Source organism: Mucilaginibacter sp. P2_A4, assembly GCF_056405015.1.
Genome location: NZ_JBFUCX010000002.1, coordinates 93,348 through 109,080, shown reverse-complemented (window position 1 = coordinate 109,080; position 15,733 = coordinate 93,348). Strand labels below are relative to the sequence as shown.

13 protein-coding genes are annotated in these 15,733 nt (G+C 41.0%); 8 read left to right on the top strand and 5 right to left on the bottom strand.

Annotated features, from left to right (window positions below):
• Position 1 precedes the first annotated feature (1 nt).
• The 3 genes from AC1DYB_RS04425 to AC1DYB_RS04415 all read left to right on the top strand — a co-directional run bounded on the left by AC1DYB_RS04425 (position 2) and on the right by AC1DYB_RS04415 (position 3,022).
• Positions 2-1,135 carry an AAA family ATPase gene (locus tag AC1DYB_RS04425; RefSeq protein WP_477432811.1) on the top strand — a complete coding sequence of 378 codons (1,134 nt, stop codon included), beginning with the start codon at positions 2-4 and terminating at the stop codon, positions 1,133-1,135.
• Position 1,136: 1 nt separating this feature from the next.
• Entirely contained in the window at positions 1,137-1,994 is an 858-nt protein-coding gene (locus AC1DYB_RS04420; RefSeq protein ID WP_477432809.1) for a type II toxin-antitoxin system YoeB family toxin, read from the top strand.
• Between the two features lie 410 nt (positions 1,995-2,404).
• Positions 2,405-3,022 carry a competence protein CoiA gene (locus AC1DYB_RS04415; protein ID WP_477432807.1) on the top strand — a complete coding sequence of 206 codons (618 nt, stop codon included), beginning with the start codon at positions 2,405-2,407 and terminating at the stop codon, positions 3,020-3,022.
• A 342-nt stretch (positions 3,023-3,364) separates the two neighbouring features.
• Here AC1DYB_RS04415 and AC1DYB_RS04410 read toward each other — a convergent pair whose 3' ends face one another.
• A complete protein-coding gene (locus AC1DYB_RS04410) occupies positions 3,365-3,964 on the bottom strand; it encodes a hypothetical protein (protein ID WP_477432805.1) in 600 nt (199 codons plus the stop codon).
• A gap of 485 nt (positions 3,965-4,449) precedes the next feature.
• Between AC1DYB_RS04410 and AC1DYB_RS04405 the strand changes: the two genes are divergently transcribed.
• Together AC1DYB_RS04405 and AC1DYB_RS04400 are read left to right on the top strand one after the other, a co-directional pair.
• Positions 4,450-5,247 (top strand): alpha/beta fold hydrolase, encoded by a 798-nt coding sequence (locus AC1DYB_RS04405; protein ID WP_477432803.1) that lies wholly within the window; start codon positions 4,450-4,452, stop codon positions 5,245-5,247.
• An 87-nt stretch (positions 5,248-5,334) separates the two neighbouring features.
• The gene (locus tag AC1DYB_RS04400; RefSeq protein ID WP_477432801.1) at positions 5,335-5,922 is read left to right on the top strand and encodes a Crp/Fnr family transcriptional regulator; all 588 of its coding nucleotides are present in this window, start codon (positions 5,335-5,337) and stop codon (positions 5,920-5,922) included.
• Between the two features lie 44 nt (positions 5,923-5,966).
• Here AC1DYB_RS04400 and AC1DYB_RS04395 read toward each other — a convergent pair whose 3' ends face one another.
• Positions 5,967-8,276, bottom strand: a complete 2,310-nt coding sequence (locus tag AC1DYB_RS04395; RefSeq protein ID WP_477432799.1) for a tetratricopeptide repeat-containing sensor histidine kinase — start codon at positions 8,274-8,276, stop codon at positions 5,967-5,969.
• A gap of 462 nt (positions 8,277-8,738) precedes the next feature.
• On the opposite strand from AC1DYB_RS04395, the gene AC1DYB_RS04390 reads away from it, so the two are divergent.
• Positions 8,739-9,323 carry a DJ-1/PfpI family protein gene (locus AC1DYB_RS04390; protein ID WP_477432797.1) on the top strand — a complete coding sequence of 195 codons (585 nt, stop codon included), beginning with the start codon at positions 8,739-8,741 and terminating at the stop codon, positions 9,321-9,323.
• Between the two features lie 71 nt (positions 9,324-9,394).
• On the opposite strand, the gene AC1DYB_RS04385 is transcribed toward AC1DYB_RS04390, so the two are convergent.
• The gene (locus AC1DYB_RS04385; RefSeq protein ID WP_477432795.1) at positions 9,395-11,026 is read right to left on the bottom strand and encodes a hypothetical protein; all 1,632 of its coding nucleotides are present in this window, start codon (positions 11,024-11,026) and stop codon (positions 9,395-9,397) included.
• Between the two features lie 427 nt (positions 11,027-11,453).
• Between AC1DYB_RS04385 and AC1DYB_RS04380 the strand changes: the two genes are divergently transcribed.
• Both AC1DYB_RS04380 and AC1DYB_RS04375 read left to right on the top strand, forming a co-directional pair.
• A complete protein-coding gene (locus AC1DYB_RS04380; protein ID WP_477432793.1) occupies positions 11,454-12,200 on the top strand; it encodes an SDR family NAD(P)-dependent oxidoreductase in 747 nt (248 codons plus the stop codon).
• Between the two features lie 21 nt (positions 12,201-12,221).
• On the top strand, positions 12,222-13,097 hold the full coding sequence (locus AC1DYB_RS04375) for an NmrA family NAD(P)-binding protein (protein ID WP_477432791.1): 876 nt from the start codon (positions 12,222-12,224) through the stop codon (positions 13,095-13,097).
• A gap of 209 nt (positions 13,098-13,306) precedes the next feature.
• Here AC1DYB_RS04375 and AC1DYB_RS04370 read toward each other — a convergent pair whose 3' ends face one another.
• Positions 13,307-14,686, bottom strand: a complete 1,380-nt coding sequence (locus tag AC1DYB_RS04370) for an aldehyde dehydrogenase family protein (RefSeq protein ID WP_477432789.1) — start codon at positions 14,684-14,686, stop codon at positions 13,307-13,309.
• 102 nt (positions 14,687-14,788) lie between these two features.
• Positions 14,789-15,646 (bottom strand): oxidoreductase, encoded by an 858-nt coding sequence (locus tag AC1DYB_RS04365; RefSeq protein ID WP_477432787.1) that lies wholly within the window; start codon positions 15,644-15,646, stop codon positions 14,789-14,791.
• Positions 15,647-15,733 lie beyond the last annotated feature (87 nt).

The window sequence follows — 15,733 nt, the reverse complement described above, 5'->3', positions numbered from 1 at the left end:
AATGATAAAAAATATAAACATTAAAAACTTCAAATCAATAAAAGATTATACGTTTAAATTAAAAAACTTAAACGTACTGATGGGCATTAATGGAATGGGTAAATCAACGTTTATTCAATCGTTATTATTACTTAAACAATCTGAGAGGCTACAATTTGGCGAGATCCAATTAAACGGAAATTATGTAAATATTGGTAATACCAAGGATGCCCTATATCAGTATAGTAAGAAAGAAAGTCTATCTATAAATTTGGAGTTTGAAAATGGTATCAAACAAGATATTCAAACGAATTATCTTGTTGAGGCAGACCTTTTTACAATTCCAGATCCTGCTTTTACCGACGAGTTTTTGACGCAAACTCTTTTTACCAACAATTTCCAATATTTAAATGCAAATCGTTTACCACCTACATCAGTTCACAATAAATCATATTCCAATGTAGTTACTAATAATAATGTTGGGAATGCTGGGGAGTTTGCAACACACTTTATTGAAGTCCACGGAAACGACGAGATTGTTTTTTCAAATTTGCTTCATAGAGATTCGATATCCATTGACCCTGTAACAAATAAAGAGTTAATAAATAAAACTCTTATAAATCAAATCAATCTTTGGATGGGTGAAATTTCACCAGGCATTAATATCAGAACGACATCCATTCCTAACTCTGACTATGTATTATTAGAATACGTATATAAACAACCAAATTTCGGAAACACTAACAGATTTAAACCCAATAACGTTGGTTTTGGAATTTCTTATGTCTTGCCAGTAGTTACGGCTATTTTATCTGCCAAACCTAACGAACTAATTATTATCGAAAACCCCGAATCTCATATACATCCAAGAGGGCAGGCGGAATTAGGCAAGTTAATTTCTCTTGCTGCATTAAATGAAATTCAAATTATTTTAGAAACACACAGTGATCATATCCTCAACGGAATTAGAATTGCAACCAAAGAAAACAACGCTTTGACTAAACGAATTTCTATTTTTTATTTTGAACGAGTTATCGCCGAAAGTGAGCAGTATTCTAAAATCACTCCGATAAGTATTGATAACGCTGGTGAGTTAAGCGATTATCCTGAAAACCTAATTGATGAATGGGGAAACCAGTTACTAAAGCTTTTTTAAAATGGAGCTTATTTTAAATGAACTATCTTTTTATCCATTGTCTGAAAACAGTGAAATATTAGAGGAACGCTTTATCGAATTTTTTAAAACTTTCAACAGGGCCAAAAAGTTATATAAATTCAATCATATCAGTTTTCCTAATGGCTATCATTTAATGCAAGCCACCAAAGATCTTAATTTCTATGAATGGGCAACAGGCTTAAGCAATGGTAAAACTAAGCAGGCTATCTTAACTTTCTTTAGAAAGCCATTTATGGATGACCTCAATGAAGTTGAAACTAAGATTTACTTTAGCAGCAATTACAAAATAATCGACTCCGATGTTCCTACCCAAGTAAATCCTATAGGGTTAGTTGTTGCATCAATAAAAGACTTGCCGGCAATTAGTATTGACACAGATTCCTTTTGGAAAAAAACTAAAATATTAGTCTATAAGGTTGTCGACGATAGTGTGTCATCGGAGTTTATGACTGCTTATAATTTTTGCCTGGAAGGTGATTGGGATTCTGACGAACTCCATGAGTGGTCAAATTTAAGTTATTCTCGAATTATAGATGATCAAGAAAAGCTTACCCTTTACCTTCGATATAGCAAATATTCAGTATCGTTTGGAAAATCGTTTATGGAGCAATTTTTGGAATGGAAAAATACGGATTTTGAACAATTTAAGTATCTTCTGTTGTTAATGCGCGATACTCATGAACACCCTTTTAGCGGTGGTATCGGACAAACAGAGAATTTAACATACAGAGGTAAAGAAGCTTCAAAACGCGTTACCCAAGAAGATCGTCTAAGTTATACTTTGGAAAAAAATCATATAAATTTCATTGCTTGTAAAGGCCATTATGAATTTCATTAAAAAAAATATTGAGGTTTAGAAGCCTTCATAAATCTTCTCAATAAAAGTAAAGCAAGCCATGTTTTGACCGGGTCAAAACGGCTTGCCGGGACACCCGGACCCAATATACTTCTTTGTTCAGCATATTGTCCGATTAGGTAGCCTTGACAGGACCGAACTAAAAATGGGCCAAAATTTAAGATTATTCTATTTTAGAAGTCGTTAGTATATGCAATGAAAATGCAAATGACCTCCTTTACTGTTTAAGTTCAGGTTTATGCGCGAGGGACGAATATTGGGGAAGAGAGGTCAATACAATTGTTTTTTAGAGCTTATGCGCAATTATGTAGTTTTAGAAGCGCTGGAGATAATGAAAAGTCAGGCGAATAAGGCCCTTCGCCTTTTGATAACGGAGTCTTATCTTTAAAAACATGATACGCTATGCATTAGTTGATGGAGAAATACGGGAGCCGACTTCCGGCCTGAAAGGCGTTTGCCCAGGCTGTGGCACTAAACTCACCGCTAAATGCGGCAGTTTAAGAATTCATCACTGGGCACATCAGCGCCGTATCGACTGCGACCCCTGGTGGGAGCCTATGACCCAGTGGCATATCGACTGGCAAAATAAGTTTCCAGCGGCGTGGCGCGAAGTGATTTTCCGCGATGAGGAATCGGGCGAGTTTCACCGCGCCGATATTTATACACCCCAGGGACTGACCATTGAGTTTCAATATTCACCTTTGTCAAAAGAAGAACTGGAGAGCAGGAATTCATTTTACAAAAAAATCATCTGGGTAGTAAATGCACAGCGGTTGAAAGAGCAGTTTACGTTTGAAAAATCAATACCCAATCCGGCCTCCCCATTATTGGCTGGCTATAACTTTGGCGTTTTTCCTGACGGCTTGGCGAAGCACGCCCTTTTTTACTTAAAGGAAGAACTAAGCGCTCACGGACCGGCGGTGAGGATATACAGCCTGCAGGATGATGAGCTAAAGGAAGTTTCCAATGACTACGATAAAGCCCAGAAACTATACTGGCTATTCAGCTAGAAATACAAACACCGCTCATGGCTGAATAGTATCGCTCCAGTGTTTTTCGATTTCGGGGATGATTTTCGGTACTGGATCAAAAAAAGGAAACAGATAGGAACACCTCTATTGTACATTCAGATTGTAAAGAAGAATGACTTCCTTGCCAAATACACTAAAGAAGAAGATGATTAAATTATCAAAATTCGGTTTTCAAATGGTAGATAATTTTGCGGAATAGCAGTGCGTTGGTCAACGAATTTAGTTCAGTAATAAGATAGTTTTCATCGTAATAACGCAATTAACTCTCTTCTCGCTGATCCGGTCGGCAAGTACCATGATTTGGGACTTGAGATATTTAATTTACTGAAATTGATCAAGTTGTAGCTGCAACGATTCCATATTGGATATTTTAGTGCTTTCCCAGGCTTCAGCAGCCTGAACCGTAAAATAACGATGCGTTTTCAACTGCTGGAGTATCTTTGCTATAGCATCCTTTTCGCTTATTAAAATTTTGGTCAAAGCCTCTCTTTCCATAATCAGTAGCTTATACCCTGCTGAAAAAGCTGGGTCACCATAATCGGAAGACAAGGCGTCATAAGCTATTTCTTCCAAAAATCCACGCTTCTTCTTGTTGTCTAACACCAATATCAGGTCACCAACTTCTTGCTTTACATCCTGCGTAACAAATTGGCTCGTAAGGAAATCTTCGGCCAGGACTAGCGCTGTCGATCGATCATTGTTGATTTCTAAAAGAAAACCGGTACCATAAAACCAAATTGCAGTTTCTACAATAAACATCCCAAGTTCATTCAACTGGCCATGGTTTGCCAGCATTCTTGCAGCTTCAATGGCGCGATTAACCCATTTTATATCGTGATAGAGGAATTTATCAACTTGCTGTATTTTGAACAAAGTGGTAACATGTGCAGCGACCGTCTCCCGTAAATGTGAAATATTCATTTAATGATAATCTTCTATTTGATTATTCATTATTTCACAATAAAAGTGCCTTTTGGTAATGCATTGATAATATGCATATTGATTAAAAATGCGTGCTTTTTTTCTTTGATATATCGTAAATCATCGAAAATAATGGCGATAAAAACTTCCGTGAACACCCATTAGCCAGTAACTGGCCTGCTAACCCGTTAAAGTCTTTGTAAATAAAGTTTTTTGCTTAATCGAGGGAGAAAGTGCTTTCTGTCGCACAGCAAGCAGTACTGCTCTTATGCATAAAATGGTAAAAAACCTCAGGGAGGGATTTAACAGCCATCTGATCAGTAAGTAGTTCCGTTTTTTGTAAGAAATATTTGATGATACCCATTCGTATTAAGTACCATTTAATTAATATATGAAGATGCGATATTAACCTGGGTTAATATTATCCAGGGAAAGGCATAGTACGTTTGCAGTGTCAAAATTACTTGGCACTAAAAATTAAAAAAATGAAAACTATTATTTTAACATTGGCCATAGCCCTGATGGGCATCACCGCCTTTGCACAAAACAAAACTAAAATCAAATCACAACAAACTATCGTAATTGTACCGGGCGCATGGACTGATCCATCAGCATGGGCATATGTAATACCTACGCTTAAAGCCAAAGGCTTTAATGTCATCGCTGTTACACTGCCTGGCCATGGTCAGGACACTACTTCCTTTGCCCATATCACACTACAATCTTATGTTGATGCCGTTGAAAAAGCCATCGGCAACAAGACTGACGTTATTCTCGTAGGTCACAGCATGGCCGGTATCGTAATCAGCCAGGTAGCTGAAAACACTCCGGCTCAAATCAAAAAGTTGGTTTATGTAGCGGCTTACCTTCCCCAGAATGGAGAAAGCTTGTTATCATTAGCTCAGACCGATGCTGATGCCCATGTTGGTAAATATTTACAGATCAGCGAAGCAACGGGTTCGGCCAATATTGCTAAAGAAGGAATCGTTGATGCATTCGTAGCAGATTCGCCCAAACCGGTGCAGGATCAGGTTGTCGCAGGCTTTAAAGCAGATCCTTTGGCTCCTCTGGCAGGCAAAGTTAATTTAACTGAGACTGGCTTCGGCTCTGTATCAAAAACTTATATCCACACATTAAATGACCACACCGTTAGTTATAAATTACAACAAGCTATGGTCGGTAAGTCTAATGTAAAGAAAGAATATTCTCTACCCAGCAGCCACACGCCGTTCCTTTCTATGCCTGATAAATTAGCAGCAATTATCATTAGCGAAGCAAAATAACGATTAGCGAATCGCTGTCATTATATAACTCGCCGGATTTTTCCGGTGAGTTCTTTTTTTTAAATTTACTTCGTGAATCTAAATCATATGACAGAGTTCGATCAATTACAGCAAGCCTTATTTACTACCGCAGGACTTGACCGTGAAGCTTTCGAACTTTCCCGCTCCTACTGGAAATTAAAAACATATAAAAAGGGAGAATTCTATAACGAATACCAAAATGTTTGTAAACATCTCGGCTTCATCGTGAACGGCGTTTTTAGAATTTACCGGGCGGATGAGAAAACCGGTGAAGAAAAAAACATGCTGTTCTATTCCAACGGTCAGTTCGTAGCTTCCTATAAAAGCTTTATCAACCAAACTGCGTGTGATTATTATACGTCATCCATGAATGACTCAGTTATACTTTACATTCATATTGATAATTTAAAAAAGCTATACCAACAATCGCATAGCTGGGAGCGCTTTGGCAGAATGATAGCGGAACAGGCCTATCACCAGGTGATCAGTAATACTGAAGGATTTTTGTTCAAAAGCGCGGAAGAGCGGTACCTGGAAATGCTTGAGTTACATCCGGATATTTTTAATTCCGTGCCTCTTTATCACATCGCCTCTTATTTGGGCATCCAGGCCCCATCACTAAGTAGAATAAGGAAACGAATGGTCGGTAAATAGCCCAAAAGTTTTTTTGACGTTCCAAAGTTTATATCCCAAAGCTATTAGCTATCAATTTTTATTTGCTTGTTAAGGAAGTCTATTTCTTCAACAGTTATTCGATGTAGGTGTATTTTTTTGAAAACTATAGTCACCGTGGTACCCGGATGATTTACAATTGAGAACGTGCCGTTCAATTCCTCTGCCAGTCCTTTCATAAGTTTCAACCCAAAAGACTCCACCCCGTCGCTGTCGAATTGTTCAGGCAGCCCTTTTCCATTATCACTGATAGTTAATAATAGATCATCAGCCCATCCCTGAGTCAGGCTGATCGTGAGCCAATCATTGTCAGTATGTGGGAATGCATGTTTAAAAGAATTGGTGATAGCCTCATTTAAGATCAGGCCTACAGGTACCGCCTGAACTACATCGAGATCAATAGGATCGATAATCATTTTAAAATGGACGACTTTTTTGGTTTTAAAAGACTCGCTTAAATAATCAACAAGTTCCGTAATATATCCCCGCATGGCAATAGAGGACATATTATCAGAGCGATATAACTTTTGATGTATCAGCGACATCGTTTGAATACGATGCCGGCTATCGGCCACTGCCTCATACGCAGCCTCATCCTTCAAATACAATGATTGGGAAGAAAGCAAACTGACGATAGTTTGCATATTATTCTTAACACGGTGATGCGCTTCTCTCGTAAGCCATTCGTTATCGCGAAGTAATTTTACCAAAGCCTCATTTTTTTCAGAAATGATACGCTGTTTTTCCTGAAGTTGTACATTACTTCGCTGCTTGAGCCTGTATCGGTTGAACCCCAGTGCTAAAAGCACAGATACCATAAAAAATCCGCCGAAAAAAACATTTCTGATGGACTTCGTCTTGTCTATCTGGTTCTGTTCAAGCTGGCTTTGCTTTTGTAAAAGTTGAATGTTTTTAGATTGCAACTCCAAATTCCGGTCTTTTCTTTCCGACTCATTTCTAATCTCGACTTCTTCAAATAACTTTTTGTTAGTGGCGTTGTAAAGCGAATCATTTAATTTTTTATGGTGCTGATAGTGTCTGATTGCCGAGGCTAATCTCCCGGACGCGGAGTCAACCTTGAATTGTAAAAGTTCGACCTGGCTCATGACCGACGGCCTGACCAGCTTGGGTGATACGTTGAGCAATTTACCAAGATAATATTCTGCTTGTTTATACCGGCGTGTTGCCACATAAAAATTGCTGATCGTATTATAATTTCGTAAGTAGTCCTCTAGGTCCTGATTTTTCAGGTCGATGTCCGAAAGCCTGGCCAAATCCTTATAATATACTTCTGCCTTTTTTATTTGCCCCATTTTTTCATAGCAAATTCCAAATGCCGCATCCATCCACTGGCGTTGCGTATCATTTATAGGCGGTATCCTTTTTGTATTTTCGGTCAAAAATTCGAGGGCTTTTTGAATATTTCCTTCCTGGATCTGCGCTTTAACGATACCTGTCAAAAGCTCATAGTATCTATTAAAATTCTTTTCATTAATGCTGAAAGGCAAAGCTTTATTGAAGTAAGTCAGGCTCTTGGAAAAGAGACCTAAGTCGTAATAGGTAGTTGCCAGATTAAAATAGAAGTATGAAGCATACGAGTAGTCACCCGTCGCCTCCATACTATTGACAACTTCTTTCTTGTAAAAAAGCTCCTGATGAAAATTGCCTTTGAGTTTACTAAGGGATGCAAGAAGGTCGAAAGTATAATGCAGATTTTTATAGCCGATCGATTTAAGTCCTTTTACAACATTTTTCAACTCATTTTCTGCCACATCGTACTTACCCTGGATCATATGCATATCCGCTATCTTCTTATAGGTGAGTATGGACTTCAACTGCTCATTGTCCTGCCCATAAACTGTGCGGGCCTGTTGATAGCACTCAATTTTTTTTTCAAGCGTCTTCGGACCTCGGTTAACGGCATCACCGAACCTTTCCCATGTCTGTGCCTCCATATCTTTGTTATGTCGATTACGATAATACTGGATCACCTGCATGAAAAATTGGCTGCCATTTTCAATACTGTCAACATGGAGATAACCGGAGCCAATACATTGTAAAGTCTCATTCTCCCATTTAACGGAGTGTAACGCTCTACTCAGTGCCAGCGCCTGATTCAAAAATACAAGGGCGGTATCTTTGTCAACATTAAACCAGCCTTTCTTATTGAGGTAATAATCTCCGGCTTTTAGCAGCAACTTGATCCGGCTAGTATCTAGCCGGCTTTGTTTGATCGATTTCTGCAAAAGTACCGGGTCATTAATCGTATTATCTTGCGAAAAAGCCAGACTTGACCAAATGATTAAAACGCAGAATACGGACCAAAACCTTTTCATCGAACCCAAATTATTTAACGGACCAAAAACCTTAAACCTTTATTTAGATCAAACCTGAGAACAATATTCAGCTATTACGATGAAAAATGTTCGGTAAGAATGCCTTGATTCGAGTCTCGTCTTTATTAAAATTAAGCATTTACTGCGTGAAACAGAATTAAAATTTCAAGCCCCAATGCGTCACCGTTGATTTGTCAACGCACTAATCGAGGTCAATATTAGAGCAGGCTCTTATAGTGGATTCGTATTCTTTTTAATAGATTAGTCTGAACAAATAATTTATAAAAAACATCCTCATTCGAGGCAATAGAAGAAACGGGGTATTGCAAACTATTACATTATAAAAAGTATCAGAAAAGATAAGAGCAGGAAGCTCTGAGTAGAACCCGATGTCAATTCCAGGTATTATGGTTTGGCCATACTGATGAAGTCATAAGGATAATTATATAGTTCGATATACTGATGAAAAAAATATTACTCGTACTTATTGAAGGCTTTGAATTCTTCGAGGCGAGCGCGTTCATAGACGTAATGGGCTGGAACATGCTTGAGGGTGACCGAAATACCCGGCTTTTTACGTGCGGACTGACTAAAGAAGTAAACAGCTCGTTTAGCCAAAAGGCGGTAGTTGATTATTTGATCGGGGAAATAGATACAACTGAATATACTGCACTGGCAGTGCCCGGAGGATTTGAAGAATATCATTACTATGATCATGCCTATCACGAAGACATCACTGGACTGATACGCAAGTTTCATAGTTCCGATAAGTGGATTGCTTCAATCTGCACGGGTGCTTTTCCAGTTGCAAAATCCGGTATACTGACCGGACGAATGGGAACTACTTACAGCCTGGCCCCTGAAATGCAGGAAGAGTTGCGGGCATTGGGCGTAAAAATTCAGCACGAACCCATCGTCACAGATTACAGGATCATTACTTCCTGGAATCCTTCAACAGCAATAGAAGTAGCATTTCAATTACTCGAACAAGTTACTTCCGTCGAAAACGCCGATCACGTCAGAGCGTTAATGGGATTCACAAAGTAAGTGGACGGCAATTAAAACGCCGCCCACTATAAATCGTTTAGCGCATATATACTTATAACTATAAATGCGGGTTAATTAACCATAAATTTCTCCCACTGCCCCACGGTTGTGCGGTCACAGATCATAGGATTAGTTCCATCTTCAGCAGTAACATATTTGCCATTGTTTCCGCGAAGAGCGATAGATCCATCCGAATTAATGATGTAATCGAATTGCTCCCACTCTCCGATCGCTGTCCTGTTGCAAGTAATCGGTCCGTTTCCATTTTCGGATGAGACATATTTCCCCATGCTTTGCAGCGCTACCTTCCCGTTGCCGGCATCAATTACTGTAAAAGTCTCCCATGCATCTCCATGGGGCACGTTACAATACATCGGTCCATTGCCGTTTTCACCACCTACCCAAAAATTATTCCAGCCAATCAATTTGATCGGTTTGTTATATGGCGGCAAATGCATTTCCCCTCCTCCTTTTACGGGTTCGGTTGGTCTGAGCAAGGTTAATGGAATCAGGCCTTTGAACATTTTGCTGCCGTCATTTGTCAGTCTCAAATAATAGTCTGACGAACATTTCACGCCATCTTCATCAAGTGCGAGCAGGCCTACGCCCGCTGGTTGCATAGATTCATTTTCTGCGGTCTTCGCAATCTGATTGGCTTCGTTATACTCATCAAACATGGAGATATATAGCCCTTGGGCACCCAAACGCGTCATGTTATAAAATTGGTGCCACATAAAATCGCCGTGAACACGGTGTTTTGCAGACAAATCGCCAGGAAGAACGCAAGCCTGGTAATCAATATTGTTTGCTTTACAATAGGTCATATCGGGCAGATTATAATTCGTATAATAGAAGTCAGATGTCTGGCTATCACCGATCGCTCCGACCATCCAGGGCGAGATCATGTCAAGCGCCTTAAAAACCGGATCAAAGTTTTTTGTACCGGGTTTTATGTAGTCACGCCATTCATGGGGAACACCGCCAATAACATAACAGCCTTTACTCTTAAACCAGTTAACAACATCCAGCTCTGCGGCTGGCGTTTGGTCACGATTTGCAAATCCGAGGCCCCAAATACAAACTACAGGTTTACCATTTTGCATCGCGTAGGCCTTGGAAGCGGTGTGTTTGGCCATCTTTTCTGTCCAGTCAGCCTTGATCTCATTTTGAAAGGTTCCCCATCCGCTTATATCATACATGATATAGAATTTTACATTATGTGCCTCTGCTGCAGTTTTTACCTTTTCAGTGATTGCATTTCGCATGTCCCGATAATCCTGAAAACGTTGCAATGCGGCTACTTCGATCCCGTTCTCCTGCATCCATCGGAAATGGGTGTCCACCGTTTGGGCAGTGTAGGAAGAAAACAGTTTTGTCGGCTGTCCATCTCCCTGTTTGGGTAGATTTGTAGCGAATAAGGTGGTATATTCCCTTACATCAGGCCAGGATTTAACCATATTGCCTGCACTTGGAGGTGTGTTATCCCCAGTCCAGTGCCACCAAATGGCCTCATTTGCACCATCGCCGGGGATACTAAACCAGCCCTGGTAACCGACCACTACTTTGCCGACAATATCTCCGGGAACCGAGATCCTGCCAACAAGTGTTTTCCGTACAACAGCTTGGTCGTTCCTACTATTCGGCAGCTCCTTCTTTGAACATCCCGCCAGTAAAATTAATGATAGCATTAAGTATTTTCTCATAGGTAATTTTTAATTGCCCTTTACGAAAGTGATGCCACAATAAAAAGTATTCACAGTAAGGCAATTACCGATTACACGAAGGATAACAAATGTTTTATTTCGTGTTTAAACATAAACTTTATGATATGTAGTTTTTCCACGGTCACCAGGAGTACATTAAAAAGAGTCAAGATCCGGTCAGTTTTGTAATATCATTGAAAAACTGTTCGAAATGTGTTGCTTGCATTTAGAGGAGCGACGCTGATACTGGCCTGACACTTTTTATATTTTATCGTATTAAATCCGTTCAAATTCGAAATAACGTAAAGAATTTCAGACCACCATCACTTAACCATTTGAAATTCAAATATTTACTTACTGGCATTAAATATGATTACCTAGGTTACTAAGTTATATGGCCATTCTTAATTCACTTAAATTTTAAAATATGTCAGTATTAAAAGGAAAGGTAGCGCTGGTTACAGGAGGCAGCCGGGGAATTGGCGCAGCCATTGTGAGGCGTTTAGCAGCTGAAGGCGCACAAGTTGCCTTTACTTATGTAAGTTCGAAAGAGAAGGCAGATGAAATTATTAATGAACTAACTGGTAAAGGATACAAGGCTTTGGCGATCCGTGCAGATAGCAGCCTTAAGGCTGATCTTGAAGCAGCTGTAGAAAAAACAGTTGAGAATTTCGGCCGCCTGGATATTGTCGTAAATAGTGCAGGGATAATTGTCATAGGTGCAATAGAAGATTCTGAAAAATTGACTGAGCAGTATGATAAACAGATTGATATCAATATGCGAGCGGTGGCTACGCTTATCCGGAAAGCATCAGCTTACATGCAAGCTGGTGGTCGGATCATCAACATAGGATCTGTTGCCGGCACTGCTGTAGGAATCCAGACGTTAACAGAGTACGGTGCTACGAAGGCGGCCGCGGCTGCCTATACGAGAGGTTTTGCCTGGGATTTGGGTAGCAAAGGAATTACGGTAAATAGTATTCAACCGGGGCCGATAGCTACTGATATGAATCCCGAGGATACCGATTTAGCCGAACACTTGCGCAACAAAAACGCGCTTAAGCGTTTTGGCAAACCGGAAGAAGTAGCTGCTTTGGTCAACTTTCTAGCCGGACCAGAGGCAGGTTTTATTACTGGTGCGGTGTTTAATATAGATGGTGGAAGCCTGGCTTAACTGGCATAAAAAAGAAGAATCATGGAAAAGAAAATTTTGATTACCGGAGCAACAGGCAAAACCGGCAAGGAGACTGTTTCTCAGCTACTGAAAAAAGACATACCGGTAAGGGCTATGGTTCGAAAGATCGATGATAGATCTTATGAGTTGGAGAAAATCGGAGCAGAAATAGTTGTAGGCGATCTGCTGGACCTGAACAGTATCAGCGCGGCGATGGAGGGAGTAACCGGCGCCTATTTTGTTTACCCGGTAATTATACCCGGAATTCTTGAAGCAACCGCAATATTTGCTCAGGCTGCAATTGAAAACGATCTGGAGCTGGTCGTAAATATGTCGCAGATCTCCGCGCGCAGAGCGGCCAAAAGCATTGCAGCAAGAAACCACTGGGTGGGAGAACGTGTTTTTGATCGGTCCGGTGTACCAGTTACCCATTTGCGCCCGACTTTTTTTGCAGAATGGCTGATGTATCGGGCCAAAGAAGTTAAAGCTAAAAATTCGCTGACGCTGCCGTTCGGCGAAGGCAGGTATGCACCTATCGCCGCGGCCGACCAGGGCCGGGTAATCGCAGCCATACTTGCTGACCCTGCGGCTCATGCCGGCAAAATCTACCCTCTTTACGGCCCAAAAGAAATGAACCAGTTCGAGATTGCCGAGATTCTTTCAGAAGTTTTGGGTAGAAAGATCACTTACCACCCGGTCGAGATCGCGAATTACGGTGAACACATGGAAAATGACCTGGGGCACGATCCCTGGTTTGTCCAGCACGTTATTTCTGTTGCGCAGGATTGCAGGGACGGCATATTCGCTGGAACCAATGACCTGGTACAGGATATAACTGGTAAACCTGCTATGTCGATGCGCGAATATATCGAGGAAAACCGTGGACTATTTGAATAATCATCACTATCTAAAATAACTATAACTGATCTGATAAATAAAACAAGGCTGCGAAATGCGCAGCCTTGTTTTATTTGAGCTGCGCAAGGCCGCGACCGTTTGAAAGAAGACAGAACATTAATAAGAATCAAAATGCTATGCAAAAGCCCCACCCGCTGCAGGGTGGGGCTTTATAACGCTAGGGTGTGATTTGCTCCCAAAAACTTAGCTTAATAATCAAACCACATTTGTTGAGCTTCGGCTGTTTCTTTAGTGAATGGCGGAAACAAATGGTCAATCGCCACATCCGGAGGAGAGATCAGGATCGACTTCGGATGCGTCAACGCTTCGTAGCCATGTTTGCCGTAATAACTTCCTACGCCGGAATCACCTACTCCGCCATAAGGCATAGATTCAACATATAAATTTACATTGCTTTGGTTGATCGCTCCTCCGCCAAAAGACACTGAATTTAATATAAAGTCAATATTTTTCTGGTCACGGCTAAAAATAAAAGCGGCCAACGGCTTTGCTTTACTCTTGATGTTTCTTACTACTTGTTTGATATCAGAATAGCTTATCACCGGCAAAATAGGGCCAAAAATTTCATCGTCCATAATTGGATCAGTCCACGCTATCGGATACAACAAAGTAGGTGCTAAATACTTTGCTTCTTCATCAAAATCACCACCCGCAATAACCTTATCCTGATCAATCAGCGCTGCAAGCCTTCTAACCTCTTTAGCCGAGATGATCTGGTCATAGTCAGGATTGTTTTTAGGGTCAGGTCCGAACATTTCCAGAAGTGCTTTCCTCGCTTCTTCAACAAATTCCTCGACCACAGATTCATGAACATAGGCGTATCCAGGTGACGTGCACCACTGACCGCCCCAGGCCGTAGCACCCCAGGCGAGCTTTTTTGCCGCGTCTTTAATGTTGGCCGTTTCATCAACAATGCCGGGATTTTGTCCCCCAAGCTCCAGCAATACCGGAGTAAGATTTTCGGCGGCGGCGCGCATCACTATTTTACCAACCTTTACGCTGCCGGTAAAAAACATAAAATCGAAAGGCAGCGCGAGCAATTGCGTCACAACCTCCCTATCACCCCTTACCATGGCTACGGCTTCGGGCTCAAAATATTCTGCAACGAATCTGGCAAAAACGTCAGCGGAGGCTGGTACCGCCTCGCTTGTTTTTAAAATAACTGTGTTGCCCGCCGAAAGGGCTGCGATAGCAGGTAATAATAGTAAAATAACCGGGCCATTAAATGGTCCAATTACAAGTGAGACACCGTAGGGTTCTCTATAAGTAATGGCTGTATGCCCAGTTTTCGCCAGCGCTTTAGGCATTGGCGCAGGAACTGGTTTCATCCATTCTTTTAATTGTGATTTGGTAAAGGCGATCGTTCCTAAAGGTGCCATGATTTCAAAAGCCTGCTCATTTGAGGCAGTCTTAAAATCTTTTCCCAGGGCTTCCTTGATTTCATCCTGTTTTTCAATTAGGAGTCGTTCCAGGCGGTCTAACTGTTCAATACGCCATTCGTAGCTTTTGGTAATGTCCGTATCGAAATAGGCTTTTTGTTTGTCGAATAATTCTTGAAATTGATTCATAGTTTTAGTGTAAATGTTAATTTTTAGATTATTAAACCCGCAAATCGGGAATTTAAAAGAAACTGAATGATCGATTAATTTTTGTATTGACCTGACGAAGAATTACAAAACACTACGAGCATCTAAAAAGTCAGTATTGCTAGAAATACTTTCCCAGGCCGATATGATAGCTGTCGTTTTTTCAGCACTATTGCGAAACATGCTGATGGAGTCCTTACCTATCGGCAACTGAACAGGAGGGTTTTCGGAATGTGCCAGATCAACCACTACGCGGGCTAGTTTTACGGGATCGCCCGGCTGCTTGCCGTGCAGGGTGTCGCCAGCGCTACGCATGGGGCCGACTGTATTCTGATAATCATCAATTACATTCTTGGAGACACCGAAGGAACCGGCGCTGAGAAAAGCGGTACGGAAAAGTCCAGGTTCAACAGCAGTAACTTTTATACCCAGCGGCTCCAGCTCTACAGCAAGCCCTTTTGACAGGCCTTCTACTGCAAACTTAGTAGACCCGTAAAGCGCCCAGCCGGGAATTGCGTCAAAACCAAAAAGTGATGAAAAGTTAATGATATGACCAGAGCGGTTACCACGCATATGCGGCAGCACAGCGCGGGTAACATTCAGCAATCCAAATACATTGGTTTCGTATTGTTGCTTTACCTCTGCATCCGTTGCCTCCTCGATGGCTGTAATAATTCCAAACCCTGCATTGTTGATCAAGACGTCAATCTTGCCAAATGCCAATAATCCTTCGGCAACTGCCTCCCGAACTTGTTCTTCATTACTCACATCCATGATAGTAATCAACAAGTTGGCATTCTTATTTAGCGATGCAGCGAGTTCTTCAGGTTTACTCCTGACTGTTGCGATCACTTTATCCCCGTTTTCCAATGCCGCTTTAGCGATTTCGAATCCGAAGCCACTCGAGGCTCCGGTGATGAACAGTACTTTTTGTGTTTTCATAAATTTAAAAGATTTGATCCTGACGTTTCTGCCATGAGCAATTGCTAAATTCAGGCCACGGGTTAGTTCTTTAACAATCTGATACTT

Excerpts from the sequence above, each read along its gene's own strand:
- AC1DYB_RS04405 (WP_477432803.1), top strand. The coding sequence starts at position 4,450 with ATGAAAACTATTATTTTAACATTGGCCATAGCCCTGATGGGCATCACC.
- AC1DYB_RS04380 (WP_477432793.1), top strand. The coding sequence starts at position 11,454 with ATGTCAGTATTAAAAGGAAAGGTAGCGCTGGTTACAGGAGGCAGCCGG.
- AC1DYB_RS04365 (WP_477432787.1), bottom strand. The coding sequence starts at position 15,646 with ATGAAAACACAAAAAGTACTGTTCATCACCGGAGCCTCGAGTGGCTTC.
- AC1DYB_RS04395 (WP_477432799.1), bottom strand. The coding sequence starts at position 8,276 with ATGAAAAGGTTTTGGTCCGTATTCTGCGTTTTAATCATTTGGTCAAGT.
- AC1DYB_RS04390 (WP_477432797.1), top strand. The coding sequence starts at position 8,739 with ATGAAAAAAATATTACTCGTACTTATTGAAGGCTTTGAATTCTTCGAG.
- AC1DYB_RS04415 (WP_477432807.1), top strand. The coding sequence starts at position 2,405 with ATGATACGCTATGCATTAGTTGATGGAGAAATACGGGAGCCGACTTCC.
- AC1DYB_RS04410 (WP_477432805.1), bottom strand. The coding sequence starts at position 3,964 with ATGAATATTTCACATTTACGGGAGACGGTCGCTGCACATGTTACCACT.
- AC1DYB_RS04385 (WP_477432795.1), bottom strand. The coding sequence starts at position 11,026 with ATGAGAAAATACTTAATGCTATCATTAATTTTACTGGCGGGATGTTCA.
- AC1DYB_RS04400 (WP_477432801.1), top strand. The coding sequence starts at position 5,335 with ATGACAGAGTTCGATCAATTACAGCAAGCCTTATTTACTACCGCAGGA.
- AC1DYB_RS04425 (WP_477432811.1), top strand. The coding sequence starts at position 2 with ATGATAAAAAATATAAACATTAAAAACTTCAAATCAATAAAAGATTAT.
- AC1DYB_RS04375 (WP_477432791.1), top strand. The coding sequence starts at position 12,222 with ATGGAAAAGAAAATTTTGATTACCGGAGCAACAGGCAAAACCGGCAAG.
- AC1DYB_RS04370 (WP_477432789.1), bottom strand. The coding sequence starts at position 14,686 with ATGAATCAATTTCAAGAATTATTCGACAAACAAAAAGCCTATTTCGAT.
- AC1DYB_RS04420 (WP_477432809.1), top strand. The coding sequence starts at position 1,137 with ATGGAGCTTATTTTAAATGAACTATCTTTTTATCCATTGTCTGAAAAC.